31 protein-coding genes are annotated in these 24747 nt (G+C 61.6%); 19 read left to right on the forward strand and 12 right to left on the reverse strand.

Translation table 11 applies throughout. The annotated features are described in order from the left end of the window. The first annotated feature begins 131 nt into the window (after positions 1 to 131). The 14 genes from JI748_RS01785 (at position 132) to uxuA (ending at position 11117) form a co-directional block, all read left to right on the forward strand. Complete coding sequence (locus JI748_RS01785) at positions 132 to 578, forward strand: hypothetical protein (protein ID WP_201634411.1); 447 nt, start codon at positions 132 to 134, stop codon at positions 576 to 578. A gap of 69 nt (positions 579 to 647) precedes the next feature. Then, positions 648 to 1145: a hypothetical protein gene (locus JI748_RS01790; protein ID WP_201634414.1), complete on the forward strand. Its 498-nt coding sequence runs from the start codon at positions 648 to 650 to the stop codon at positions 1143 to 1145. Positions 1146 to 1183: 38 nt separating this feature from the next. Next, complete coding sequence (locus JI748_RS01795; protein ID WP_201634417.1) at positions 1184 to 1576, forward strand: MAPEG family protein; 393 nt, start codon at positions 1184 to 1186, stop codon at positions 1574 to 1576. A 96-nt stretch (positions 1577 to 1672) separates the two neighbouring features. Next, positions 1673 to 3082, forward strand: coding sequence for a dihydrolipoyl dehydrogenase (lpdA, locus tag JI748_RS01800; protein WP_201634421.1), 1410 nt, complete (start codon positions 1673 to 1675; stop codon positions 3080 to 3082). Positions 3083 to 3263: 181 nt separating this feature from the next. Next, complete coding sequence (locus JI748_RS01805) at positions 3264 to 4244, forward strand: TRAP transporter substrate-binding protein (RefSeq protein WP_201634424.1); 981 nt, start codon at positions 3264 to 3266, stop codon at positions 4242 to 4244. A gap of 58 nt (positions 4245 to 4302) precedes the next feature. Then, positions 4303 to 4836, forward strand: coding sequence for a TRAP transporter small permease (locus JI748_RS01810; protein WP_201634427.1), 534 nt, complete (start codon positions 4303 to 4305; stop codon positions 4834 to 4836). 7 nt (positions 4837 to 4843) lie between these two features. Then, positions 4844 to 6124, forward strand: coding sequence for a TRAP transporter large permease (locus JI748_RS01815; RefSeq protein ID WP_201634430.1), 1281 nt, complete (start codon positions 4844 to 4846; stop codon positions 6122 to 6124). A 6-nt stretch (positions 6125 to 6130) separates the two neighbouring features. Further along, complete coding sequence (locus JI748_RS01820) at positions 6131 to 6874, forward strand: FadR/GntR family transcriptional regulator (protein WP_233280589.1); 744 nt, start codon at positions 6131 to 6133, stop codon at positions 6872 to 6874. A 9-nt stretch (positions 6875 to 6883) separates the two neighbouring features. Then, positions 6884 to 7708 carry a 5-dehydro-4-deoxy-D-glucuronate isomerase gene (kduI, locus tag JI748_RS01825; protein WP_201634433.1) on the forward strand — a complete coding sequence of 275 codons (825 nt, stop codon included), beginning with the start codon at positions 6884 to 6886 and terminating at the stop codon, positions 7706 to 7708. Then, positions 7708 to 8469 carry a 2-dehydro-3-deoxy-D-gluconate 5-dehydrogenase KduD gene (gene kduD, locus JI748_RS01830; protein ID WP_201634436.1) on the forward strand — a complete coding sequence of 254 codons (762 nt, stop codon included), beginning with the start codon at positions 7708 to 7710 and terminating at the stop codon, positions 8467 to 8469. The genes kduI and kduD overlap by 1 nt, the downstream gene beginning before the upstream one ends. Positions 8470 to 8472: 3 nt before the next feature. Then, a complete protein-coding gene (locus JI748_RS01835; RefSeq protein ID WP_201634439.1) occupies positions 8473 to 8808 on the forward strand; it encodes a cupin domain-containing protein in 336 nt (111 codons plus the stop codon). Between the two features lie 55 nt (positions 8809 to 8863). After that, on the forward strand, positions 8864 to 9481 hold the full coding sequence (locus tag JI748_RS01840; protein ID WP_201634442.1) for a trimeric intracellular cation channel family protein: 618 nt from the start codon (positions 8864 to 8866) through the stop codon (positions 9479 to 9481). Beyond that, positions 9478 to 9825, forward strand: coding sequence for a DUF4326 domain-containing protein (locus tag JI748_RS01845; RefSeq protein ID WP_201634445.1), 348 nt, complete (start codon positions 9478 to 9480; stop codon positions 9823 to 9825). The genes JI748_RS01840 and JI748_RS01845 overlap by 4 nt, the downstream gene beginning before the upstream one ends. 29 nt (positions 9826 to 9854) lie before the next feature. Further along, positions 9855 to 11117, forward strand: a complete 1263-nt coding sequence (gene uxuA, locus JI748_RS01850) for a mannonate dehydratase (protein ID WP_201634448.1) — start codon at positions 9855 to 9857, stop codon at positions 11115 to 11117. A 165-nt stretch (positions 11118 to 11282) separates the two neighbouring features. Here uxuA and JI748_RS01855 read toward each other — a convergent pair whose 3' ends face one another. Genes JI748_RS01855 through JI748_RS01870 form a run of 4 tightly spaced genes read right to left on the reverse strand, consistent with a single transcriptional unit; the run spans position 11283 to position 14488 of the window. Further along, positions 11283 to 12017 (reverse strand): ABC transporter permease subunit, encoded by a 735-nt coding sequence (locus JI748_RS01855; protein WP_201634451.1) that lies wholly within the window; start codon positions 12015 to 12017, stop codon positions 11283 to 11285. Further along, on the reverse strand, positions 12017 to 12829 hold the full coding sequence (locus tag JI748_RS01860) for an ABC transporter permease subunit (protein WP_201634454.1): 813 nt from the start codon (positions 12827 to 12829) through the stop codon (positions 12017 to 12019). The genes JI748_RS01855 and JI748_RS01860 overlap by 1 nt, the downstream gene beginning before the upstream one ends. A 48-nt stretch (positions 12830 to 12877) precedes the next feature. Beyond that, complete coding sequence (locus JI748_RS01865) at positions 12878 to 13630, reverse strand: transporter substrate-binding domain-containing protein (protein ID WP_201634457.1); 753 nt, start codon at positions 13628 to 13630, stop codon at positions 12878 to 12880. Positions 13631 to 13690: 60 nt separating this feature from the next. Continuing rightward, on the reverse strand, positions 13691 to 14488 hold the full coding sequence (locus JI748_RS01870; protein ID WP_164534762.1) for an ABC transporter ATP-binding protein: 798 nt from the start codon (positions 14486 to 14488) through the stop codon (positions 13691 to 13693). Between the two features lie 147 nt (positions 14489 to 14635). Here JI748_RS01870 and JI748_RS01875 point away from each other — a divergent pair, with 147 nt between their 5' ends. Then, positions 14636 to 15424, forward strand: a complete 789-nt coding sequence (locus JI748_RS01875) for a YdcF family protein (RefSeq protein WP_201634463.1) — start codon at positions 14636 to 14638, stop codon at positions 15422 to 15424. A gap of 55 nt (positions 15425 to 15479) precedes the next feature. Here JI748_RS01875 and JI748_RS01880 read toward each other — a convergent pair whose 3' ends face one another. Both JI748_RS01880 and JI748_RS01885 read right to left on the reverse strand, forming a co-directional pair. Beyond that, a complete protein-coding gene (locus tag JI748_RS01880) occupies positions 15480 to 15644 on the reverse strand; it encodes a DUF1328 domain-containing protein (RefSeq protein WP_046142315.1) in 165 nt (54 codons plus the stop codon). Between the two features lie 114 nt (positions 15645 to 15758). Further along, complete coding sequence (locus tag JI748_RS01885; protein WP_164534543.1) at positions 15759 to 16553, reverse strand: response regulator; 795 nt, start codon at positions 16551 to 16553, stop codon at positions 15759 to 15761. A gap of 156 nt (positions 16554 to 16709) precedes the next feature. Between JI748_RS01885 and JI748_RS01890 the strand changes: the two genes are divergently transcribed. The 4 genes from JI748_RS01890 to JI748_RS01905 all read left to right on the forward strand — a co-directional run bounded on the left by JI748_RS01890 (position 16710) and on the right by JI748_RS01905 (position 19960). Then, positions 16710 to 16931, forward strand: a complete 222-nt coding sequence (locus JI748_RS01890; protein ID WP_201634466.1) for a NepR family anti-sigma factor — start codon at positions 16710 to 16712, stop codon at positions 16929 to 16931. A 2-nt stretch (positions 16932 to 16933) separates the two neighbouring features. Then, positions 16934 to 17488 (forward strand): RNA polymerase sigma factor, encoded by a 555-nt coding sequence (locus tag JI748_RS01895; protein WP_201634469.1) that lies wholly within the window; start codon positions 16934 to 16936, stop codon positions 17486 to 17488. A 152-nt stretch (positions 17489 to 17640) separates the two neighbouring features. After that, positions 17641 to 19059 (forward strand): sensor histidine kinase, encoded by a 1419-nt coding sequence (locus JI748_RS01900; RefSeq protein WP_201634472.1) that lies wholly within the window; start codon positions 17641 to 17643, stop codon positions 19057 to 19059. Between the two features lies 1 nt (position 19060). Then, positions 19061 to 19960 carry a diacylglycerol/lipid kinase family protein gene (locus tag JI748_RS01905; protein ID WP_201634475.1) on the forward strand — a complete coding sequence of 300 codons (900 nt, stop codon included), beginning with the start codon at positions 19061 to 19063 and terminating at the stop codon, positions 19958 to 19960. On the opposite strand, the gene JI748_RS01910 is transcribed toward JI748_RS01905, so the two are convergent. The 6 genes from JI748_RS01910 to JI748_RS01935 all read right to left on the reverse strand — a co-directional run bounded on the left by JI748_RS01910 (position 19957) and on the right by JI748_RS01935 (position 24743). After that, positions 19957 to 20379: a phage holin family protein gene (locus JI748_RS01910; protein ID WP_201634478.1), complete on the reverse strand. Its 423-nt coding sequence runs from the start codon at positions 20377 to 20379 to the stop codon at positions 19957 to 19959. The genes JI748_RS01905 and JI748_RS01910 overlap by 4 nt on opposite strands. 8 nt (positions 20380 to 20387) lie before the next feature. Continuing rightward, entirely contained in the window at positions 20388 to 20783 is a 396-nt protein-coding gene (locus JI748_RS01915; RefSeq protein WP_201634481.1) for a DUF883 family protein, read from the reverse strand. 206 nt (positions 20784 to 20989) lie between these two features. After that, positions 20990 to 21148: a DUF3309 family protein gene (locus tag JI748_RS01920; RefSeq protein ID WP_201634484.1), complete on the reverse strand. Its 159-nt coding sequence runs from the start codon at positions 21146 to 21148 to the stop codon at positions 20990 to 20992. A 35-nt stretch (positions 21149 to 21183) separates the two neighbouring features. Further along, complete coding sequence (locus JI748_RS01925) at positions 21184 to 21351, reverse strand: hypothetical protein (protein ID WP_201634487.1); 168 nt, start codon at positions 21349 to 21351, stop codon at positions 21184 to 21186. Positions 21352 to 21448: 97 nt separating this feature from the next. Next, positions 21449 to 22327 (reverse strand): transglutaminase family protein, encoded by an 879-nt coding sequence (locus JI748_RS01930; protein WP_201634490.1) that lies wholly within the window; start codon positions 22325 to 22327, stop codon positions 21449 to 21451. 4 nt (positions 22328 to 22331) lie between these two features. Further along, positions 22332 to 24743, reverse strand: a complete 2412-nt coding sequence (locus JI748_RS01935) for a circularly permuted type 2 ATP-grasp protein (RefSeq protein ID WP_201634493.1) — start codon at positions 24741 to 24743, stop codon at positions 22332 to 22334. Positions 24744 to 24747: the final 4 nt, after the last annotated feature.

Here is a 24747-nt window from a genome sequence, read left to right on the forward strand (position 1 = left end):
GATCTTGTTGAGGGCTCGCTTCGGCGGGCCCTCTTCGTTCACGGCTTTCTCATCGGCGAGGCTGCGAACGCTAACAGTCTGTTAGCACTTGAAGCTCTTATGACAAGGCTGGACTATTGCAGGAGAATTCAGTGCGACGTTTGCGGACTTTCGGCGCCGTTTTCAGCCTTCTCGCCCTGCCGGCTCTGGCCCAGGAAACAACCGACACCGCTCTCGTCGGCGAGCTCATGGCCTTCCACGGCTCTGCCGCCATCGTCGACGTCATGACCACCCATTGCTATGAGACCACCGGTCTCGACCCCGCCTTCCAGGAAGCGTCGAAGAACTGGTACCTCCGCAATATCAGCTACTTAGACCTGGCCGACCGCGTCATCGCCCGCCTGGGCGGTAGCTCGGAAGAAGAACTCGAGGCTGCCGAAACCTACGGCGGCACGCAGATCATGACCGCCTATAACCAGTCTGCCGACAAGAACGTCTTCTGCCGCACCTTTCTCGAACAGGTCGAGGCCGGCAGCCTCGATATCGACAAGCAACTGCCCGAAGTTCTGAAACGCGCTCAGGAAATTTCTGCTTCCTGAGGCGCTCGGCAGGGGCTGGCGCTATCCTGTTGCGTGCGCAATAGTCGTTTGCAATCGGGAGACGACAGCATGCGCCTTGCCATTGGTTTGATGCTCTCGCTCACCGTGATCGGTGCCCCAATCGGCGCCGAATGCAGCATTACCAATGCACGTTATATTCAGCCCGACGCGCCTTGGTCGCTGACCTTTGAGCGCGTGCCAAAATATGGCGCTGCCAATCAGATCGCCGCCTTTGCGCTTGAGCTTCCCAATTCTGGCGTAACGCTCCATGGCGCCGTGCATGGCTCCAACGGTTTCGGTTCGCCGCTTTGGAGCATCGAAGGTCCATGCTCCTCCAAGGCGCAGGACAGCTGCCAGTTCCTGATGGAGAACCAGTCGCCTCCGATCTACGGCATCTATGACGGCGTGGTGAAGTTCCTGGAGGCCGAGCGCGGATCGGTTGCTCCCGAGCAGATCATTCTTCCACAGCTCGCCGTCAGTCTCTGGGATTCCAACTATCGCGATAGCGAATGGGCTGGTGATGATGTTATGCCCGGCGACGCCTTCCTCCTGGAAGGCTGCGAATAACCGATCCGCTGCTAAGGTGCTGACAGCCTGGGGTATCGATGACAGTTGAGCTGACTTACGTAATTTGGAGCGCATTTCTGGGTCTTGTCTATCTTGGCGTCCAAGCCATGCTGTTCCGCCTGGACTTCGGCTTTCGCTATGCCAATACCCAGCGCGACATCGATCCACCGCCGCCCAACAAGTGGAACAAGCGTGGCCAGCGAGCGCTCGCCAACTTTCTTGAAACCTATGGCGTCTTTCTCGCCCTGGCGCTTGCTACCGAACTCTCGGGGCGCTCGGACAATCTCACCGTGTGGGGCGCGCACATTTGGTTCTGGGCGCGGATCGCGTTTCTGCCTGCCTATTTCATCGACATCAATCAACTGCGCTCGAGCGTCTGGACGATCTCGTTGATTGGCCTCCTGCTGATGTTTATCGGCGTCGCATTCTAAGGCGAAGGACGCGTTGCCGGGTGCGGCGAGGTATTGTATCGAGTTGGCGCGGAGTTTAGGGCGACCGCGGCCTTTCGATAAGCGCAGGACAGCATCATGGCAGACCAGTTTGACCTCACCATCATCGGCTCGGGTCCGGGCGGTTATGTCTGCGCTATTCGCGCCGCACAGCTGGGAATGAAAGTCGCCGTGGTGGAGAAGTGGGCAACGCTGGGCGGCACCTGCCTCAATATCGGCTGCATCCCTTCCAAGGCCCTGCTGCACGCTTCGGAGCTGTTCGAAGAAGCCAGCCACGGCTTCAAGAACCTAGGCATTGATATTCCGACGCCGCAACTGAACCTGCGCCAGATGATGGTGCACAAGGCCGACGTGGTCGCGTCCAATGTCGGGGGCGTCGATTATCTCTTCAAGAAGAACAAGATCACCGTGTTCCGCGGTATCGGCTCGATCCCGGCGCCGGGCAAGGTGCTGGTGACGCCGCAATCGGGCGGGCAGACCGACATCGTCACCAAGAATATCGTCATCGCTACCGGTTCGGTCTCCGCCTCGCTGCCAGGGATCGAAATCGACGAGAAGAAGGTCGTGACTTCGACTGGCGCGCTCAACCTCGAAAGCGTGCCGCGCCGGCTTGTCGTCATTGGTGCCGGCGTGATCGGGCTCGAGCTCGGTTCGGTCTGGATGCGCCTTGGCGCTCAGGTCACTGTGGTAGAGTTCCTTGACCGCATCCTGCCCGGCATGGACAGCGAAGTGGCGCGCCAGTTCCAGCGCATGCTGCAAAAGCAGGGCATGGAGTTCAAGCTTTCGAGCAAGGTTGCCGGCATCGATCGCGCCGAAGATGGCTCGCTCAAGCTCCGTGTCGAGCCTGCAAAGGGCGGCGAGGCCGAGGTGCTGGATGCCGATGTTGCGCTGGTCGCCATCGGCCGCAAGCCGTTCACCGAAGGGCTGGGGCTCGAACTTGCCGGCGTGGCACTCGATGAGCGCGGCCGGGTCCGTGTCGACGCTCACTACAAGAGTTCGATCGATGGCATCTACGCCATTGGTGACGTGATTGTCGGACCGATGCTGGCGCACAAGGCCGAGGACGAAGGCATCGCCGTGGCGGAGATCCTCGCGGGGCAGGCGGGTCACGTGAACTACAAGGCCATCCCCGGCGTGGTCTACACGAACCCGGAAGTTGCGTCCGTCGGCAAGACCGAGGACGAGCTCAAGGCCGAAGGCGTCAACTACAAGATCGGCAAGTTCCCCTTCACGGCTAACGGCCGCGCCAAGGCCATGGTCGCGACGCAGGGCTTTGTGAAGATCCTCGCCGATGTCGAGACCGACCGCGTGCTGGGCGCTCACATCGTGGGCAAGAATGCCGGCGAGATGATCCATGAGATCGTGACGCTTATGGAGTTCTCCGGTGCTTCCGAGGATCTGGCCCGCACCACCCATGCGCATCCGACCTTGTCGGAAGCGATCCGGGAAGCGGCGCTGTCACTAGGTGACGGCGCAATCCACATCTGATCGGTAGGGACATAAGTCATCATACAACCTGTTTTGGATTGTATGTTGACTTGTCTTTACGACTTCCATACCAGTTTTGTCCAAGGCTCCGGATCGGAAAGCGATTGGGGCCGGGCAGTGGCCGTGAGCCACTGCTGCGGCTGGAACAACCAGCTGCTCGAGGACATATTGGGAGGAAACCATGTTCCATCTGCCTAAGATGGCGGCTCTGGCCGTCGTCGCGACCAGCATTATGATGTCGTCCGTCAGTGCCCAGACGGTGCTGCGGTCTTCGGATACTCATCCCGATGGCTATCCGACCGTTGAGGCGGTCAAGAAGTTCGGCGAGATCCTGAGCGAAAAAACCGACGGCCGTTACTCGGTCGAAGTGTTCCACTCGGCTCAGCTTGGCCAGGAAGCCGACACGATCGAACAGACCCAGTTCGGCGTGATCGATATGAACCGCATCTCGATCGGCGCCTTCGGCACGCAGGTTCCGGAAGCGACCGTCACCCAGCTACCCTTTATTTTCCGCTCGGCCGAGCACTTCCACAATGTGCTCGATGGTGAAGTCGGCCAGGAAATCCTTGCCGCGTTCGACAAGGTGGACGTGGTTGCGCTCGCCTTCTACGACGGCGGATCGCGCTCGTTCTACAACAGCGAAAAGCCGATCACCTCGCCTGACGACATGGCTGGCCTCAAGTTCCGCGTCATGCAGTCGGACATCTTCGTCGACATGGTGGGTGCCCTTGGCGCCAATGCCACGCCGATGCCTTATGGCGAAGTCTACTCCGCCATCCAGACCGGCGTTATCGAAGGGGCTGAAAACAACTTCCCGAGCTATGACACTGCCGGTCACGCCGAAGTCGCCAAGTTCTACTCGCTCGACGAACACTTGATGGTGCCCGAAGTGCTGGTGGTCTCCAAGATCGTCTGGGATGGTATCAGCCCTGAAGACCAGGCACTGTTCCGCGAAGCGGCCCAGGAGTCCGTCGCCATCCAGCGCGAGCTTTGGGCGCAGAAGGAAGTTGAGTCCAAGGCTGCGGTGGAAGCGCTCGGCGCAACCATCAATGAAGTCGACAAGGCCCCCTTCATCGAAGCAATGAAGCCTGTCTACGACAAGTATGTCACCGACCCCCAGCTGCAGGACCTCGTTGCCCGTATCCAGGCCACCGAAGGCTGATGACGATTGCCGGGCCGGCACTCTGGCCGGCCCGGCTTTTCGCTTGAAGGAATATCCGATGAGAGATCGGCTGTTGAAGGTCGGCGTGCTGCTGAACGCTCTGTCGACTGTGGCCCTCTGGCTGGCGGGCGTCGGCCTTGTGGCGATGACGCTGATCGTCGCCTACCAGGTGTTTATGCGCTTCGTGCTCAATTCGTCCCCGCCTTGGACCGAGGCGAGCTCGATCATGATCATGAGCTGGTTCATTTTTTTGGGCGCGGCCGTCGGCGTGCGCGAAAACTTCCATATGGGCTTCGACGTTTTGCTCTATGTTCTGCCGGGCTGCGCCAAGCCCTATCTGCGGGCCATCACCGACATTGCGATCTTCGGCTTTGCCGCTGGCATGGTGTTCTACGGCGGCGAACTGGCCCTGCGTGGCTGGTCCGTGCGCATCCCGGTGATCGGCCTGCCGCAAACCTTCACCTATCTGCCGGTCGTGATTGCCGGCTTCCTGATGTGCCTGTTCTCCCTGGAGCGCCTCCTGCTGCGCATGGCCGGAGAAAATGTCGACGATCCGATCGTCGATGAAGACGTCATCGTGACGACGGACTGAGGACAAAATGGAATATTGGATTCTCTTCGGCGTCTTCACCGGTCTCATGCTGGTCGGAACGCCGATCGCTTTCTGCCTGGGCATTGCGAGCTTTGCGACCGTCGCCTATATCGGCCGCCCGGCTATCGTGGTGTTCCAGCAGCTCAATTCGGGCGTGTCCGCCTTTACGCTACTGGCTATTCCGTTCTTCATCTTCGCCGGCGACTTGATGATGCGTGGCGGCATTGCAGCGCGGATCATCCAGTTTGCAGGCTCGCTGATCGGCCATGTGCGCGGCGGTCTGGGGCAGGTCAACGTCGCGGCGTCGACGCTGTTCGGCGGGATTTCGGGCTCGGCCGTCGCTGAAGCGGCTGCCGTGGGCGGCATCATGATCCCGCAGATGAAGGCACGCGGCTATGGCGCCGACTATGCGGTCAACGTCACCTCGATGGCGGCGCTGATCGCCCTGCTGCTGCCGCCCAGCCACAACATGATCATCTATTCGCTTTCGGGCGGCGGGCGTATTTCGATCGCCGATCTTTTCACCGCGGGCATTATTCCCGGCCTCTTGCTGGCCGTCGCGCTTTCCGTCACGGCCTATGTCGTGGCCGTCAAGCGCGGCTATCCAACCGAGCCGTTCCCGGGCTTTGGCAAGGCCTTCCAGTACTTCCTGATTTCGATCCCTGGCCTGTTGCTGATTGCCATCATCTTCGGTGGCGTGCGCTCGGGCGTTTTCACCGCATCGGAAAGCTCCTGCATCGCGGTGATCTATGCGTTTTTGGTGACGCTCCTCGTTTACCGCTCGCTCAACTTCCGCGAATTCGTGCATTGCGTGACGGGCGCGGTTCGCACCACGTCCATGGTGCTGTTCATCATCGGCGCCGCGGCGGCTTTCGGCTGGCTGATGGCGTATCTGCGCGTGGCGCCGATCCTCACCGAAGCGATCGGCAATCTGACGCAGGACCCGTTGATGGTCCTGCTCTTGATCAATGTCGTGCTGCTGTTGCTGGGCACGTTCATGGATATGGGCCCGCTGATCGTCATCACCACGCCGATCTTCTTGCCCATGGTCACAGCATTTGGCGTAGACCCGGTGCATTTTGGCGTGATCATGATCCTGAACCTGGGCATCGGCCTCAACACGCCGCCACTTGGACCGGTGCAGTTCGTCGCCGCCGCGGTGGCCAAGATATCGGTGTGGGATGCAATGAAGAGCGTCTGGCCATTCTACACCGCCGGCCTGATCGTTTTGGGTCTTGTGACCTACATCCCGGCGCTGTCGCTGTGGCTGCCGAGCCTTTTCCGGTAACGCGCCATGTCGCTCATGGACGCCACATCGCTGCCGGCGCGCAAGCCCAAGCTTGCCCAACTGGTCATAAATGCGCTGCGCAAGCGCATCACGGAAGGAGAGTTCGGGCCGGGAGAAAAGTTGCCGACAGAATCGCAGTTGACGACCCACTTCGGCGTCAGCCGCACCGTGGTGCGCGAGGCGATCGCAGCCCTGGCCGCTGACGGCATGGTGCAGGCGCGGCAGGGGGCCGGCGTTTTCGTCATGGCACAGGCGAGCTCGGCTTTTTCCGCGATTGCCGGCGAGCGCTCCAACAAGATCTCGGTGGCGCTCAACGTCCTCGAAGTGCGCATGGGTATCGAAATCGAGTCTGCCGGCCTTGCAGCGCAGCGGCACAGCACGAGCCAGGTTGCGGCCGTTCACGAGACGTGGAACGAGTTCGACCGCTTGCTGCGCCAGGGCACCCCGACCGGCAAGACGGACTTCTCCTTCCATCGCGCCATTGCTGCCGCGACTAACAATCCCTTCTATCTCGAAGTGCTCGATGCGCTGGGCAGCCGCACCATTCCCTGCGACGTCGCTTCGCCCTGGGGCACCGAAAGCGTGCTGACCTATGAATATCAGGTGGGCCTGCACGAAGAGCACCGCCGCATTCTCGACGCCATTTCAGCGCGCGACGCCGATGGCGCACGAGAAGCGATGCGTGACCATCTTTCGCGAAGTCAGGATCGCTATCGCGTTCGGCTGGCCGACCAGAACAAGACCAACTAGGACCTTTTCATGAGTACCGATTTCGACATCCGCTTTGCCATCGACCCGATCGCGGCTTCGGCCATGGGAACGGACGACCTGCGGGAAAACTTCCTGATCGAGGACGTGTTCGTGGAAGGCCAGGTTTGCTGGACCTATACTCATTACGACCGCATGGCCGTCGGCGGCGCGGTGCCGACCGGTGCAGCGTTGGCACTCGAAACCATCAAGCCGACTGGCACCGCCAATTTCCTTGATCGCCGCGAGCTGATCGCCGTCAATATCGGCGCGCCCGGCACGATTTCGGTCGATGGCGCGGACCATGCCGTGGGCTCGCGCGACATGCTCTATATCGGCATGGGCGCCAAGGATGTGCGCTTTGCCGGTGAAGGCGCCAAGTATTACCTTCTCAGCGCGCCGGCCCATGCGAGCCACCCGACCGTGCTGTTGCAGCAGTCCGGCGCCAAGCGCCTCGATATGGGCAGCGCCGAAACGGCGAACGAGCGCTCGATTTATCAGTACACAAACAGCCTCAAGAGCTGCCAGCTGGTGGTCGGTCTTACCCAGTTCGCCCCGGGCTCGGTTTGGAACACCATGCCCGCCCACGTGCACGATCGGCGCATGGAGGCCTATCTTTATTTCGATCTCAAGCCTGATGCCTTTGTCATGCATCTGATGGGCGAACCGACCGAAACGCGGCACCTGATCGTGCGCAACGAGCAGGCCATTCTTTCTCCGCCCTGGTCGATCCATGCCGGCGCCGGGACGGGCGCTTACACGTTCATCTGGGCCATGGCCGGCGACAATATCGACTATACCGACGCCGAAAAGGTGCCGATGGAAGAGCTGCGCTGATGGACCTTTCGGCTTTCGGCCTTTCCGGCAAGACCGTGCTGGTCACCGGCGCCAATACCGGCATCGGGCAGGGCATTGCCCTTGGGATCGGCCGGGCCGGCGGCAAGGTCATCGGCGTCGGCCGCTCCAGCATGGAGCATACGGCGTCGCTGATGGCGAAGCAGGGCGCTGCGTTTGCCGAGCTGCGCACCGATCTGGGCTCTACGGCAGCCGCACAGGCGATGTTCGAGCAGGCATGGTCGGAACACGGCCCCATCGATGGGCTGGTCAACAATGCCGGCATCATCAAGCGCGTCGATGCGGTGGATTTCACCGAAGACGATTGGGATAGCGTCATGGACGTCAATCTCAAGACCATGTTCTTCCTGTGCCAGGCCATCGGCAAGCGGGCGATCGAAACGGGGCGGCAGGCGCGCATCGTCAACATCGCCTCGATGCTGAGTTTCCAGGGCGGCATTCGGGTCGCGAGCTATACGGCGTCCAAAAGCGGCGTGCTGGGGATCACGCGGTTGCTTGCCAATGAATGGGCAGCCAAGGGCATCAATGTAAATGCAGTGGCGCCCGGCTATATCGAAACCAACAATACCGAGGCCCTGCGCAACGATCCGGACCGCTCGGCCTCGATCCTCGGGCGCATTCCGGCGGAGCGCTGGGGCGTGCCGAGCGATATCGGCGATGCCGTGGTGTTTCTTCTCGCACCCGCCTCCAACTACATGCACGGCGCCGTCATTCCCGTCGATGGCGGCTGGCTTGCGAGGTAATCCATGACTGAACAAAAGTTTTTCGCCCAGCCTGATGAAACCGCCTGGACCGAGCTGGCTCCCGGAAATACGCGCCGTGTGCTTATCCATACGCCCGAGCTGATGCAGGTCGAGTTCGGCTTTGAAAAGGGCGCGGTTGGCGCGCTCCATAGCCATCCCCATATCCAGGTGAGCTATGTCGCGGAAGGCTCATTCGAGGTCACCATCGATGGCGTCACCGAAGTGGTGCGCCAGGGCGGCAGCTTCATCGTGCCGTCCGGGCTGGTGCATGGCGTTGTGGCGCTGAAGAAAGGACGTCTTGTCGACGTCTTCACGCCCCATCGCGCCGATTTCCTCTAGGCTGTGGTGCCCCTGAGGTCGTGCTAGGCTGAAAGCCGATATCGCGGGAAAAAGCATGCTGCTTATCGGTTTTTACATCGCCATTACCGCCGAAGCCATGACTGCGGCGCTGGCCGCCGGCCGGCGCAACATGGATTGGTTCGGCGTGTGCCTTATCGCCTGCGTCACCGCACTTGGCGGCGGCACCATGCGCGATATCTTTCTCGATCACTATCCGCTGGTCTGGGTCGCCAATCCATACGTGCTGCTGCTGGTCTGCGGTGCGGCCCTGCTGACCATTCCCCTGGCGCGACTGGTCGAGCGGCTGCGCTGGCCGTTCCTTTTGCTCGACGCACTTGGGCTCGTTGTCTTCACCGTCATCGGCTGCAATATCGGCATCGAGGCGGGCGTGCACCCGATCATCGTCATCGTTGCCGGCATGGTGACTGGGACGGCGGGCGGCATTTTGCGCGACGTCTTGTGCAACGACATTCCGCTGATCTTTCAGGGCGAACTCTACGCCAGCGTCTCGATGATTGCCGGCATCGTCTACTATCTGGGCCTGACCGGTGGCGTGCAGCAGGACCTGATGGCCATTCTCGCCATGGTGCTGGGATTTGCGCTTCGCGTCCTCGCCATCGCCTTCAAATGGGAAATGCCGAAGTTCGTCTATGACCGGAACATGCGCAAATGAGGCCGGCGCGGATCGTCTTGTCGCGCAAGGCGGGGTTCGATCTCCACGCCATTTCGCGCGCGTTGAACGGCCTGCCGGCACAGTCGGTGGCGCGGCCGGGACCGTGGGGCAATCCCTTCAGCGTGGATGCGGTCGCCGCTGAAACGGGGCTCGACCGGGATGCAGCGCAGGCTGAGGCTGTCGACCGGCATCGGCGCTGGCTGCTCGGAGAGCTGGAGGCCGATCGGGCACCACCTTCTCGGGACGAGATCCGCGCCAAATTAAGCGGCAAGAACCTTGCCTGCTGGTGCCGAGCCGGCACGCCCTGCCATGTCGACAACCTTCTGGCACTCGCCAATCCCTGACACATACCATTCCTGAACGGAGACTTATTTTGCGACAGACCTGGCGTTGGTTCGGCCCCAAGGACCTCACCAGCATCGACGACATCACCCAGGCTGGCGCCGTTGGTGTCGTCAGCGCGCTCCATCACGTGCCCAATGGCGTGGTGTGGACGCCGGAGGAGATCGCCAAGCGCCATCGGGAGATTGCCACGCGCAAGGATGGTTCGCCGTCCGGCCTCACCTGGGACGTCGTTGAAAGCCTGCCGGTCAGCGAAGACGTCAAAAAGCAGAAGGGTGATTGGCGCGAGCATATTGCCAACTACAAAGTGTCGATGCGGCACCTGGCGGAAAGCGGCATCGAGACCATCTGCTACAATTTCATGCCGGTACTCGATTGGACGCGTACCGATCTGCGCTGGACCGTGCCGCATGGCGGCTCGTGCATGCGCTTCGATATCAACGATTTTGCCGCCTTCGACATTCATATATTGAAGCGCCCCGGCGCCGCAGCAGATTTCACCAATGCCATTGCCGACGAAGCTGCCCGGCGTGCGGAGGCGATGAGTGAAGACGAGAAAAAGCAGCTCGCCCGCAACGTCACCATGGGGCTTCCCGGCTCGACCGAGTCCATGTCGCTCGAAGATGTGCAGAGCCATCTCGACGAATATGGCGCCATTAGCCGCGAGCAGCTGCGCGAGCACTTCGTTTCCTTCCTCGAAGAGGTGGTCCCGGTGGCGGAGGACCTGGGGCTGCGGCTTTGCTGCCATCCAGACGATCCGCCGTTCGCACTGCTCGGCCTGCCGCGCATCATGTCGACGGCTGCCGACTACAAGGCTATTCTCGATGCGGTCGATAGTCCGGCCAATGGCATGACCTTCTGCACCGGCTCGCTCGGCGCGCGGCCCGACAACGATCTTGTGGCCATCGTCGAGCAGTTTGCGCCCAAGATCCATTTCCTTCACCTGCGCAATGTGAAGCGGGACACCGATGACGTGGCCGGCTCCTTTTACGAGGCCGAGCATCTTGGTGGCGACACCGACATGGTGGCGGTCATCGCAGCGGTGATCCGCGAAGAGCGCCGCCGCAAGGATGAAGGTCGTGCCGACTGGCAGATCCCCATGCGCCCAGACCACGGACAGGACATCATGGACGACCTCGGCCGCCGCTCACAGCCCGGCTATCCGACGATCGGGCGAATGAAGGGGCTGGCCGAGTTGCGCGGCGTGATGACCGCGCTGGAGCATGCGAATTTTGGGCTTCGGTACAAGACCGAGCATGCTGGGGCGACGACACCCCCTTCCGAGCTACGCTAAGGCGCAGCGCGCCTAAGCTTCGCTTGCCTTCCCCTCAAGGGGGAAGGTGACATCGAGTGAGTCGCACAATATTGCCTGGTTACCGGGTTCACCTTCCCCCTCAGAGGGGAAGGCAAGCAGAGCTTGGCGAGGAACGAGCCTAGCGGCGCTCGGAAGGGGGGCTCTTCATCGCATCCACTTCGGTGCCCAGCGCATCCTCGGTTGCGCCGGGAGGTGGCGCATCAGGCGGCTGTAGATCAGGCCGAAAAGGAAGAAGATCACCAGCGACACGGCGAGGAAGTAGAGCGCTGCGACTGAAAAGTGGAGGTAGGTGTTGAAGTCGCGCTCGACCAGGTCCTTGGCGGTGATCATCAGGTCCTTCTGGCTGCCGACGACCGGCAGGGCGAAGTAGACGATGGCGGTGGCGTGGAACAGGAACACCACTTCATTGGTGTAGGCGGGCCAGGCGAGGCGAATGAGGTTGGGCCAGGTGACGCGACGGAATTGCTGGGTCGGGCTCATGCCATAGGCTTGCGCCGCTTCGATGGCGCCGCGCGGCACGGCGCGGAGGGCACCGTAGAAGATTTCGGCGGTATAGGCGGCAGTGTTGAGCACCAGAACCAGCGGTCCGATGAACAGCGGATGCAGCACGAAGCCGGATACGCCCCATGGCTTCCAGAATGCCAGGTTGAGCGACAGCGCCAGCGAATAGAACATGAAGAACTGGATAAAGAGCGGCGAGCCCCGGAAGGCGTAAACATAGCCGCGCGACAGGCGATTGATGAGGCCATTGGGCGAAGCTTTGCCGAGCGCCAGAAACACCGCAAAGACAAAGCCGAGCGGGATCGAAACCGCGGCAAAATAGATATTGAAGAGGACTGCCGGCGCCATCAGCGACAGGTCGTTGAAAAAGCCGTCCATCAGGTAGCCGCCTCGCTCAGCATGCCGCGGCCAGCGCGACGCATCATCGCGTCGAAGGCGCGTTCGGAGAGCCAGGTCACCAGGATGTAGAAGACGAAGAGGACGAGGTAATAGCGCCAGCGCCAATCGTCGTGGACCATGCCGACGGTCGGCAGGAAATTGGGCGCGCCGAGCCGGTCGGCCCAAAGGACGATGTCGGCGATCTGCAGCAGCGAGAGAAGCGAGGTGGCCTTGACCAGCAACATCCACACATTGGAGAGGCCGGGCAGGGCATAGACCCACATCTGCCTTATATGGACACGCCACAGCACCTGGCTCGCGCTCATGCCATAGGCGCGAGCGGCTTCGAGCTGGCCGGCAGGCACGGAGCGCATGGCGCCGTGGATGACATTGGTGGCGAAGGCGCCATAAACCAGTCCCAGCGAGACGCTGGCCAGCATCAGATATTCAAAGCTGCCCAGGAGCCAGTTGGCCTCGCGGCAAGGCGGCCAGGCAGCGGTTTGCGCCGCGATCGCTTCGGGCGAGCAGATTTGCGTCGCCACGAACCATTCGACGGTCTGCTCGAAGGCGAGGGGAAAGAACAGGAAGAAAAGGACGTCGGGAACGCCGCGAACAATCGAGGAATAAAGCGTGCCGATCAGCCGAAGCGGCGGAAGCCGCGAATTCTTGAGGGTTGCGCCGAGGAGACCGAAGATGACCGCAAACGCCCCGCCGACGATGGCGGCAAAGATGGTGAACTGGAAGCTCGCATACCAGGCAAGGTGCTTGCCATTGGTGAGGTAGCCCAACCAGAAAGCGATGTCGTCGGTCATCAAGGCCCCTTTGGGGAGCTCCCGGCTTGGGGCCGGGAGCCTTGGTCATTACTGGGCGTAGTAGGGGCCACGGCCTTCGAAACGGGCTGCAATCAGCTTGTCGACGGTGCCGTCGGCCTTGAGGGCAGCCAGCGCCTCGTCGAGCTTGGCCTTGAGGTCGGTGTCTTCCTTGCGCAGACCGGCGGCCATGCCTTCGCCGATCAGGACATCGGGGCCGACATATTCGATCGAGCCGCTGGAGGCGGTGACGATCGGGTCGACATAGGCGCCGTCGGCGAAGATCACGTCGACATTGCCGGCGGCAAGATCAGCCACGGCCTGATCGGCGGTGGTGAAGGAAACGACGGTGTTGTTGGCAGCCAGCTCGGCTTCGGCATGGCCGGCCTGGATGGTGCCGCCCTGGACGCCGATGCGGATGCCCGAGAGATTGTCGAAGTCGATCGTGGTGCCGGCAAGGGCAACATAGCGGGACGGATCGGGCGGGAAATATTCGTCGCTGAAGGCGATGGTTTCGAGACGCTCTTCGGTGATGTTCATGCCGGCCATGATGACATCGTAGTTGCCGGCCAGCAGGTTCGGGATGATGGAGTCCCAGTCATTGACGACCCATTCGCAGGAGAGCTCGGCCTTTTCGCAGATGGCATTGCCGAGGTCGATTTCATAGCCGTCGGGCTGGCCGGCGTCGTTGATGAAATTCCAGGGCGCATAGGCGCCTTCGGTGGCAATGCGCACGGTTTCCTGGGCGAAGGCTGGAGTGCCCAGCGCCAGGGCAGCAGTGGCGGCCAGCATGATCTTTTTCATTTCAGTCTCCGTTCTGATTGATTTTTAATAGCGCCCGGCGGTCGCGGCTGGACGCCGAGGTCAGCCATGATTGGCTGCATTGAGGAATTGCTTGAGGCGGGCGGAACGGGTGGCGCCGAAGATTTCGTCCGGCGTGCCCTGCTCTTCGATGAGGCCTTGATGGAGGAAGATGACCTGGTCCGACACGGAGCGTGCAAATTCCATGTCATGGGTGACCAGCACCATGGTGCGGCCTTCGTCGGCCAAGAGCTTGATGACGCGGAGCACCTCGACTTCGAGCTCTGGATCGAGCGCCGAGGTGGGCTCGTCGAAGAGCATCACGCGCGGGTTGATGCAGAGTGCCCGGGCGATGGCCGCGCGCTGCTGCTGGCCACCGGACAGCTGCGCCGGGTAAGCGTCGGCCTTGGCGCCGATGCCCACCTTGTCGAGCATGGCGCGTGCTTCGGCCTCGACTTCGGCGCGGGCGCGCTTCTGGACGATCAGCGGCGCTTCCATAACGTTTTCGAGGATCGTCATATGGGCCCAAAGATTGAAGCTCTGGAACACCATGCCAAGTTCGGAACGGATGCGGCGGATCTGATTTTCGTCGCCGACGCGGCGCCGCTGGCCTTCGCCGGTCAGCGCGATGGCCTCGCCGTCGATCAGCACGTCGCCGCGATCGGGGACTTCCAGCATGTTGATGCAGCGCAAGAGCGTCGACTTGCCGGAGCCAGACGAACCGATCAGCGAGATGACCTGGCCTTCGCGCGCGGTAAACGAGATGCCCTTGAGCACTTCGAGAGCGCCAAAGGACTTGTGCAGATCGCGCAGTTCGACAACCGGCAATGGACCCGAAGGGACGGGTTCAGCGTGCGTCATGCTCACCATGGCCCGATGCGGGCATATTTAAACCGGCAATCGCCTCTTGATGGGCGATCTTGACCATTGGCCACAAAAAACAGAAGCCGGTGATATAGCAAGCGAAAAACGGTTCGCTCAGGGTCTTACACGCAGTTGGGTTCAAGCATGTTTTTCTACCTCTCCAAAATCTTCTGGGCCCCAGCGCAACCGCTCAGCGTCATCTTGCTGCTGATCGCTGTGGGATTGGTGTTGTCTATAATGGGCCGGCGGCGACTGGCGCTTGTGGTGCAAGGTCTGGCAGGGCTCACCGTCTTGCTGGTGGGGTTCACGAGCCTTGGCTCCGTGCTGATCCAGCCGCTCGAAAACCGCTTTCCGAGGCTGGCAGCCCCGGACCAGATCTCATCGATTATCGTGTTGGGTGGGGCAACGCAAAGCCGGATCGGCGGCGCGCGAGGGGTGACCGAGCTCAACGCGGCGGGGGACCGGATGACGGCGGCGCTGGTTCTGGCGCGACGGTATCCGGACGCGCCGCTCATCTTCAGCGGCGGGATTGGGACGATCATCTCTGAGGGCGAGACCGAAGCGGCTTCGGCACGGCGGTTTTTTCTCGAGCAGGGTATCCCTCCGGAACGGCTGGTGCTGGAGGACCAGGCTCGCAACACCGACGAGAATGCGCAACTCACTGCTGGCTTGATTGCTGAACGACACGGACCGGCGATCCTTGTTACCTCCGCCTTCCACATGCCGCGATCGGTCGGCTTGTTCCGAAAGATGGGGGTCGATGTCGTTCCTTGGCCGGTCGACTATCGCAGCACGGGGCGAGAGGGATTTGGCTTCGACATTGCCAATCCGGTGCTTAATCTCGAGGTTACGGGTATTGCCGTGCGGGAATGGATCGGACTTCTGGCTTATCGGTGGAGCGGCAAGATCGACGAAGTGCTGCCTGGCCCATAGAAAAAAGGCGGTGCCGAAGCACCGCCCTGTGCGCAGAGCTCTCGGAGGGAGGGGCCTAGGTTCTGCGGAACAGCCCGATGACCAGGGAAATCACCAGGAAGGCGAGGAAGAGGAAGAACAGAATTTGTGCGATGCCAGCGGATGCGCCGGCGATGCCGCCGAAACCAAGAACGCCGGCAATCAGCGCAATGACGAGGAAGACGAGTGCATAATACAGCATGGGAAGCTCCATGAATTCTATTTGGCTGATCAACGCCGCGTGAAGCCACAGAGTTCCGTCCAACAAAAAAGGCCGGTGGAGAACCGGCCTTTTACTTAATCGTTTGCTGCAGCCTCACGCGGCGGCGCGCGAACCTTCGTCGAAGAACAGGGCCTGGCTGATTAGCGCCTTGACCATGTCCGGGTTGAACGGCTTGGTCACAAGGAAGGTGGGTTCCGGACGTTCGCCGGTGAGAAGACGCTCGGGGAATGCAGTGATGAAGATCACCGGCACCGAGTGGGTGTTGAGGATGTCGTTGACGGCATCGATGCCGGACGAGCCGTCGGCTAGCTGGATGTCGGCAAGGATCATGCGCGGCTGGGTCTGGTTGAAGAGCGTCACCGCTTCCTTGTGGGTGCGGGCAATGCAGACGACCTTGTGACCAAGGCTTTCCACCATCTGCTCGATGTCCATGGCGATCAGCGGCTCGTCTTCGATGATCATGATCTCGGTCGCCACTTGGCGCGAAATCTCGTTGGACGCCTGATCGAGAAGGCCGGCAAACTCGGTTTCGGAGATATCGAGAACTTCAGCGGCCTGGGAATGGGTGAAGCCCTCGACTGCGACGAGCAGGAAGGCTTGACGCGGACGCGGCGAGAGGTTGGCGAGGTTTGCAGCGGCACGCTGTTCCCACACGAAGCTCGATGCCGGCTCCGGAACGCTGACGGCGGACGAAGAAAACAGGGCGGAGAAGAGCTTATAAAGAGCGATGCGGTCGCTAGAAGACTCGGGAAAGAGGCTAATATCGGAGATCAGTGTCTCCAGAGTGGCCGCTACATAGGCGTCGCCCGATGTCTGCGATCCCGTTACAGCCCTGGAAAAACGACGCAGGTAGGGCAGGTGCGGCGCGATCCGCGTAGACAAAGACATAGACGCTATCTCCCAGAATGACGCATGCGGTTTTCGATGCCGCAACGACCACCAACGGCAGTTTATAAGAAAAGTTCCTCACGTTGGAACTTTTCTTCGCTACGGTGCATTTTGGGGCGTGAAGGTTGGCAACGGTACTGATCGGTCAAGCAGAATATGACGAAAGACAACGGGGTGGGCCAGCCACGCATGCGTATGCAAGCGGGGCGTGCCGAAGAAGGGCTGGGTCCAAATACGGACATCGGCTCGCGCCTGCGCGCGCTTTATGGCGCAGTGCAGGACGAGGGGGTGCCTGAGCAGCTGCTCGACCTTCTTGAACGGCTCGACAGCGCTGAAATGGCGCAGTCGGGTGGGCCGTCCAAGCGGACCGGGGAGTAGCCATGGCGGCCGAGGGAACCTCGTTCAAGCGCGAACTGCTCGCGACCCTGCCTAGCCTCCGCGCCTTTGCAGTCTCGCTGACCGGCAAGCACGACAAGGCGGATGACCTTGTCCAGGATACCGTCATGAAGGCATGGGCCAAGCAGTCCAGCTTCGAGATGGGCACCAATATCAAGGCGTGGCTCTTCACCATCCTCCGCAACGAATTCTATAGCCAGATGCGCAAGCGCGGCCGCGAAGTGCAGGACAGCGATGGTGCGTTCACCGAGCGGCTATCTGTGCATCCGTCCCAATATGGCTCGATGGACCTGGAAGATTTCAAGAAGGCGCTGTCTCAACTGCCAGATGACCAACGCGAAGCGGTCATTCTGATTGGCGCATCGGGCTTTTCCTATGAAGAAGCTGCGGCAATTTGCGAATGCGCCGTGGGCACGATGAAGAGCCGTGTCAGCCGGGCAAGATCCAGACTAACCGAGCTGCTCAAGATCAGCGGTGAGTCAGATTATGGTCCGGACGCTGTTTCGGCGCAGGTGACCTCCGGAAATCACCTGGTCTAACCGATAAGGGCGTCCTACGGGACGCCCTTTTCATAGATGCTGCAGTTTCGGCCCATTCCCTCTGGGTTTGCCTCAAATGCGCCATTGGTGATCGGCATTAACCCTATGACGCACAACAGCGGATGGTTTTCTCATTCAGCATGGCGGGCAGAATGAGCATACCGGTGGAGCAAGCCAATCTTTTCGGTCAGATCGGTCGGGTTCGCGTGAGCCTGCGGCGCCTTGCCGTCTGGATATCGCTCGCACTGATCTGCCTTGCTGCCTTTTCGGCTCTGACCCTGATGCAGGGTATCGACCGGCAGTTGCGCGACGTCACCGAGACCTATGCGGTGCGCAATGCAGCGCGTGAACTCACCCAGGAGTTGAGCCAGGCCGAGGCCAGCCAGCGCGGTTTTCTTCTGACGCAGGATCGCGAATTCCTCGAGCCCTATCGGTCGGCGGTGTCGAGCATCGACCAACGTGTGGCAGCGCTTTTGGAGATGACCGCGGACGACGTCGACCAGGCAGGGCGGGTGCGCAGCATTACGGGAGATATTTCCGGCAAGATGGCGGAAATGGCGCGGACTGTCGCGCTGGTCGAGGCTGAGCGTCCGGAGGAAGCGCAGAGCCTTACCGCAACCGGCATGGGTGCGCGGTTAATGGCTGAAGTCAGTCAGACGCTGGAAGATTTCATCGCCGAGGAAGACCAGAAACTCGAGGCACGCAACCGGGCAATCGACCAGACGCGTATCGGGCTTGTGGGTGCGCTGATCTCGGCATTGTTCGCGGCGGCTATTCTTGCCTATGCCCTGCTGAGCCGAGCGCAACGGCAGGTGAGCGACCTCGCAAAGCGGCAGCGTGGCCTCGTGGGTCTTAACGAGGCGCTGGAAGCCCAGGTCGCCGAACGCACTCGGGACATCGAGGACGCGCGCGCCCATGCGGAGCGCGAACGGCAGCGGGTCGAAACGCTCTTGCAGGATGCCAATCACCGGATCGGCAATTCGCTGGCCACGGTGTCGTCGCTTCTGGCGCTGCAAATGCTCCGGGTGCGGTCGGACGAGGTGCGGGTAGCCTTGGAGGCGGCGCGGCTGCGGGTGCATGCCATTGCCTCGGCACATCGACGGCTGCGGCTGGGTGGCGATCTTGAGTCAGCAAGCGCCGACGAATTCTTGCAGGCCGTGCTGGACGATATCATCGCGACGCAAACCAACCAGCGGCGTATCGCCATTACTGGCGAGATCGATGCCATTCAGGTGAGCGCCCGCGATGCGACGACGCTGGGCATCTTGCTCGGCGAGTTGGTGACCAATGCGCTCAAGCACGCTTTCCCAGATAACCGCCAAGGCAGGATTACGGTCAAACTTGCCCGCGACGATGCCGGAGTGGTCACGCTCAGCGTTGCCGATGACGGCGTTGGGCTGAGCGACGGGCAGGCTGTTAGTGAGGACGGTTTGGGCTCGGTCATTGTCCGGCAGTTGTCAGGGCAGTTTGGTGGTCAACCTGTCTATACGCAAAGCAGTGAAGGCGGCGTGGCCGTCAGCATCGCGCTGCCAAAACTTGGTGAGCCGCCGGTCCTCCAGGGAGAGCGATAGCATGCGCTTCCGCGCCGTTCTCAACCGCCATGGCGGAACGTTGCGGACCATGAACCTTGACGCATTTGCCGCTCAGGCGAAGGCCATCTTTACCGATGCGGGCCAGACCCTGGAGTGTCATATCGTAGAGGGAAGCAATGTCCTTGCAGAGCTCACTGCAGCGGCGGACGACCCCAGCGTAGACGTCATCATCGCCGCCGGCGGCGATGGAACGATTTCTTCTGCCGCCGCTGTCGCGTTCCGTAGCGGCAAGCCGATTGGCGTGCTTCCAGCTGGCACCATGAACCTTTTTGCCCGGGCGATCGGCATGCCGCTCGATCTTGTGGAAGCGCTGAGGACGATCTCGGCCGGTGAGGTGCGGCACATCGATATCGCGACCGCCAATGGCCAGCCATTCGTCCACCAGTTCAGCGTCGGCATCCATGCGCGTCTGGTGCGTATCCGCGATGGCATGATCTATCGCAGCAGAGCCGGCAAGATACTGGCGAGCCTGCGGGCCATCGCTGCTGCGGTGGTCAACCCGCCGCGGTTCGAAGTCGAGCTCAACGGACCCATTGGCCGTATCTCTCAGACAGCTTCGGGCATAATCGTTTCCAACAATCCCCTCAACAATGCGCCGCTGCCGGTCGCCGCGACGTTGAATAGCGGACTGTTGGGGGTCTATGTGGCCGAAAGCGTCACCACGAACGAGCTGCTGAACCTGGGGCTCGATGTCGTTACGGGCCGCTGGCGAAACAATGCTCGCATCAGCGAGTACGAGGTGCCGCGGCTGACCTTGCGGTTCCCACAGCGCAAGCGCGGCGTTCAAGCCGTGGTGGATGGAGAATTGATCGCGCTCGAAAAAGAGGTGCGCTTCGAGTTGCACCCCGAAGCGCTCCCCGTGGTTGGTGCCAGCCGCTAGTTTTTCGTAGTCCCGCGCAGCAGCGTGATCGCCGCGATCGCTGCTGCCGGCAAGCCGATCCGCAACAGCATGGGCGAACGAGCCAGCATGGGCAGGGCCGTGATCGCTGCCGTCGAGAAGAAAGCACCGGCTTCCGTCGAGCGGCGTTTTTCTGCGGCTTCGCGTTCCTGGCGACGGCGGCTGACAAGACCGGCAATGTAGAGCGCGAGTGCTAGCAGCAGAAAGACGCCGGCAAAGAGCAGAGCTGCGATGATGGGCGAGAGGTAAGCGGCGACCACCAGATAGCCTGCAATCAGCAGGAAGATCAGTGCCATCAACAAGAACAGCGCCATCAGCCCGTAAAGGGCGAAGGCGGATTTGGCGCGATTGACAACGCTGCCGACCTCGAGGCCAAGCAGCGCCGCCAAGGGGGCGAGCATGCCCATGATCAGTGCCGGGTCAGGAGGGCCAGAACAAAACCGATGCCGGCGGCAGTGGCCACGGCGGTCAGCGGCTTTTCGCGAATGGTGTCCTTGAGCTGCTGTTCATATTCCTCAGCCTGGCCCTGAGCATCTTCCAGAACATGCTGGCCGCGGCGCTTGAGCTGACGGAACTCTGCCGTCGCATATTCCTTTGCGCCTTCAACGCGGCTCTCGGTGAGCTTGGCCAAGGTCTGGGTGATGGACTTCAGGTCGGACTGGAGCTGGGCGATTTGCGCTTCAAGCTGGGCTTCCCGGCCCTCTTCAACCGCGGAATCAACTGCGTTTTCCACCTCGGCAGCTGGCCGATTGGCAGCAGGCTTGCGGGCTGCGGATGCGATATCGGTGGTGGTGTTGTTTGCCATAATGACGCTCCTTATGGGATTTCGACGTAACGCGGGTCTCTCTGGGGGAGTTCCCACAGGCATGTTTGCATAAGAGCGCCCCGACAGACCGAGGCCTGTCGGGGCGTAGGGGCGGACCGAACGGGGGCGCGTTCGGCCGGCATCGAGCACATCATTATGGGACCAGAGGACCCGGTGTGCCCTTTTTTAAGGAATCCAATGAGCCGCTAGAGTCGGCCCATAAGCACCAGAATGAGGACGATAACCAAGACCACGCCCAGGATGCCGGACGGGAAGTAGCCGAAGCCGCGCGAGTAGCCCCAGTTCGGCAGGGCGCCGATCAGCAGCAGAACCAGAATGATAAGAAGAATTGTACCCAAAGTCATTTGACCCTCCTAGTAGGTCTTGGACTGCTCTGACCCTAGAGCAATGCAAGCATGAGCGCCGTGGCGGCAGCCAGGATCAGCGAAGCGGGCAAGAGTGCCATGGCCATGTCGCTGAAGCGTGAGGGGGTGTCGAAGACTTCGTTGTCCCACACAGCGGTGGCACGACCAGCATCTTCGAGTGAGCGGATATCAACGTGGTTCACTGTTTACCCCTGCCAGCCCGGTTTGGCCGGGCCTTCCTGGCAGCCCAAGGCCGCGTGGCAAGAAAACGAACATTGCCTTATTTGGTTCCGCCGCGCCTTATTCGACGCGCAAGACGTCAACTGACTGCTTGGTCACATGCGAACCATGGGTCTTGAGCACGCCGACTATGGGAGAAATATCGGCGTAGTCGCGGCCGTGACCAATGGAAATATGGTCGGGGCCCGCAATCATCGCATTGGTCGGATCGAACTCGACCCAGCCCAGATGTTGACCGCACCATGCTCGCACCCAGGCATGCATGGCATCGGCTCCTTCGAGGCGCGGCTTGCCGGGGGGAGGATTGGTGCGCAGAAACCCCGAGACATAGCCGGCTGGAATGCCCATGGCCCGCAGTCCCGAGATCATGACATGCGAGAAGTCCTGGCAGACACCCTTGCGCAGGGCGAAGGCTTCGGCGGGCCGGGTCTCAACATCGGTGGCTTTGGGGTCGTATTCGAAGTCCCGATGAATAGCGAGGCAAAGGGTCTTGGCGATGGCCATGACGGTTGCTTGGCCTGCGGTCGCCTCGATCGCGTAGGCCGCGATCTGCGGCACGATCTGCACCAGCGGCGAGGGAGCAAGAAAGTGCTGCGGACTGTCGGGTTCGACGGACCAGTAGCGCGCGATTTCTCCGGCCAGTTGGTCGAGGCGAGGCGACAGGTCGGCGGGCGCGTGAAGGTCTTCGACCAGCACTCTTGCGGTCAAGCGGATGTCGAGCTTCTCGTGCGGTTCGGTCATGATGATCGAAGTGACCGAGTTGCCAAAGAAATCGATGAAGCCGGTCTGGCGGTCAGGCTTTGGATCAAAGGAGAGCGAGGCGGCGACGACGCGCTGCACGCCGGGCACCGTCGCGGGTGCGACGCGGATGTGGTGACGGCCGCCATGGACCGAGGCATCGTAATCGTATTGGAGCGCGAGGCGCAGATCGTAGAGCATCGGATCAGCTGAAATAGGTCATGGCGATAAGGCTGGCGAGGCTCGAGATTTCACCGGCGAGCGCATCGAGCCGTTCGGGGTTCATGTCGCTGGGCTCGGCGATCATCAGGGCGGTATGCAGTTCAAGGGCGGCCTTGGCCACGGGCGAAAGCTGACCATCCTCGATGCCGCCCGGCAGGGTCTCCACCTGCGTGCGTAATTCGGTAAGCTGGAACAGGACGGAGCGCGGATTAAGCGGATCGAGCACCAGAAGGTCGACAACGCTCTGTGTGCCGGCGCTTACTGAATAGCGGCGACGATGCGACATGACACTGTCGCCCACCTCCAGTAACACTTCCAGCGATCCGGCGGGGGCGTCGGAGGCGGTGAAGCAACTGACCGCGCGGGTGATCTGGATGGCGCGTTCGAGACGGCGGCCGATTTCAAGGAAGCGCCAGCCGGCGAAGCGATACATGTTCTCATGCACGAGACCGGAAAAGCCGGCCAGCTTGCGCAGCAGCACGGTCATGGCACGGGTGGAATCGTCGCCAACAGAGATTGTTTTCGAGAAGCGGCGAGCGGTCTTTTGCAGGTCGTTGAGCGCCAGCCAGCCATCGGGCGAAAAACGGTCGCGGATCTGGCCGGCGCTGTGCACGGCGCTGTCGATCGAGGCCAGAAGGCCCTGCGGCATGGGTTCGGAGACGTCGACATCGATGCTGTCGAGGAAGTCGGCGCAGTGCTTGAGAATGGGCAGGTCGGGCTTGGACAGTTCGGCCAAGCGGACATTGTAGGCGCGCAGGATACGAACCGTGGCTTCGCAGCGCTCGGCATAGCGTCCGAGCCAGACCAGGTTGTCGGCGGCGCGACTGGGCAGACTGCCTGGAAAATTGCGGACGAGCTTTTCACCCTCGCGTGGCAGGAGCGACACCTGCTCCACGGGCGCAGAGGACATGACCCAGACGTCGGCGGCGTGGCCACCGCGCTGCATGTTGATCGCCGAGGTGTCGGCCGTCGAGCCGACCCGCGCGAAACCGCCGGGCATGATGGTCCACCCATCCCCGGTACGCGCGGCGTAGACGCGGAGCGTAATGGGGCGCGGCTGGAGCTTGCCATCGACATAGACCGGAGCGGTAGAGAGCTGCACCGGCTCCTGGCCGACATAGTCGGCGCCGTTGGTGGCTATGCGATCCTTAAGCTGCGCTTTTTGGGCCGGGGTCATGCTGGCGCCGAGCGCCGTGCCGCGCAGGTCGTCGAAGGGCAGCGCCGTCGAGAAGGCGGGTCCAATCATCAGCTGGTCGAAATTGTCGAGCACGTAGTCGCGCTCGGCGGGCTGGCCGCACCACCAGGTGGCGATCTCGAGCAGTTCGAGGGCGCCGCCGAGCAGGTGCTTGCTCAACCGGGGCATGAAGGCGGCGAGCGAACGAGTTTCCAAAATGCCCGTGCCCAGCGCATTGATCATAGAGATGGAGCCCGAGCGGAGCGCCTCGACCATACCTGGGGTACCGATGTGGCTGTCGTATCGCAGCTCCAGCGGGTCGATGAAGCTGGCATCGACGCGGCGCCAGAGCACGCTGACCGGCTTGAGGCCAGCAACGGTGCGGACCATAACCTGGCCGTCTTCGACCGTGAGGTCCTCGCCTTCGAGCAGCATGAGGCCGAGATAGCGGGCGATATAGGCGTGTTCAAAATAGGTTTCGTTAAGCTGGCCGGGGGTGAGGATGCCGACGCGACCGCCGGAGGGGCGGGCCTGCGCGAAGAGGGCATCGCGGAAGCCGCGGAAGAAGCCGGCCAGGCGGTGGATGTCGAGTGTGCCGTAGATGTCGCTGAGGGCGCGGGTGGTGGCGACGCGGTTTTCCAGCGCAAAGCCGGCGCCGGATGGGGCTTGCGTGCGATCGCCCAAGACCCACCAATTGCCGTCCGGTCCGCGGCCGAGTTCAAAGGCGCAGAAATGGAGGAAATGGCCGCTGACGGGTTTGACCCCGACAAGGGGGCGCAAGAATTCGTTGTTCTGAGCGACCAGTTCGGGCGGCAACAGGCCTTCCTGCACGAGGCGATTGTCGCCATAGATATCGGCGACGATGCGCTCCAGCATCTCGGCGCGCTGGGTCAGGCCGCTGGAAATTCGGAGCCAGTCGGCTTCGTCGATCAGGAGCGGAATATGCGCCAAGGGCCACTCGCGTTCCTTGCCCTCGGCGCCATCATATTTGCGATAGAAGACGCCAGCGTCGCGCAGATACTGGTCCGCGCGTTCGAAGCGGGCGGCAAGTTCGGTCGGGCCCAGCGCATCGAAGGCGGCCATCAGCTTGTCCCAGCCCGGCCGCAGGGCGCCGCACGGATCGATCATTTCGTCCGGTACGCCGTGCAGCAGCTGGTAATCCGCAATGATGCCGGGACCGGCCGGGGGCTTGCCGCGGGAGGGCTGGTGTCGGGTCGTCATGGAA

Source organism: Devosia rhizoryzae (genome assembly GCF_016698665.1).
Taxonomy (GTDB): Bacteria; Pseudomonadota; Alphaproteobacteria; order Rhizobiales; family Devosiaceae; genus Devosia; species Devosia rhizoryzae.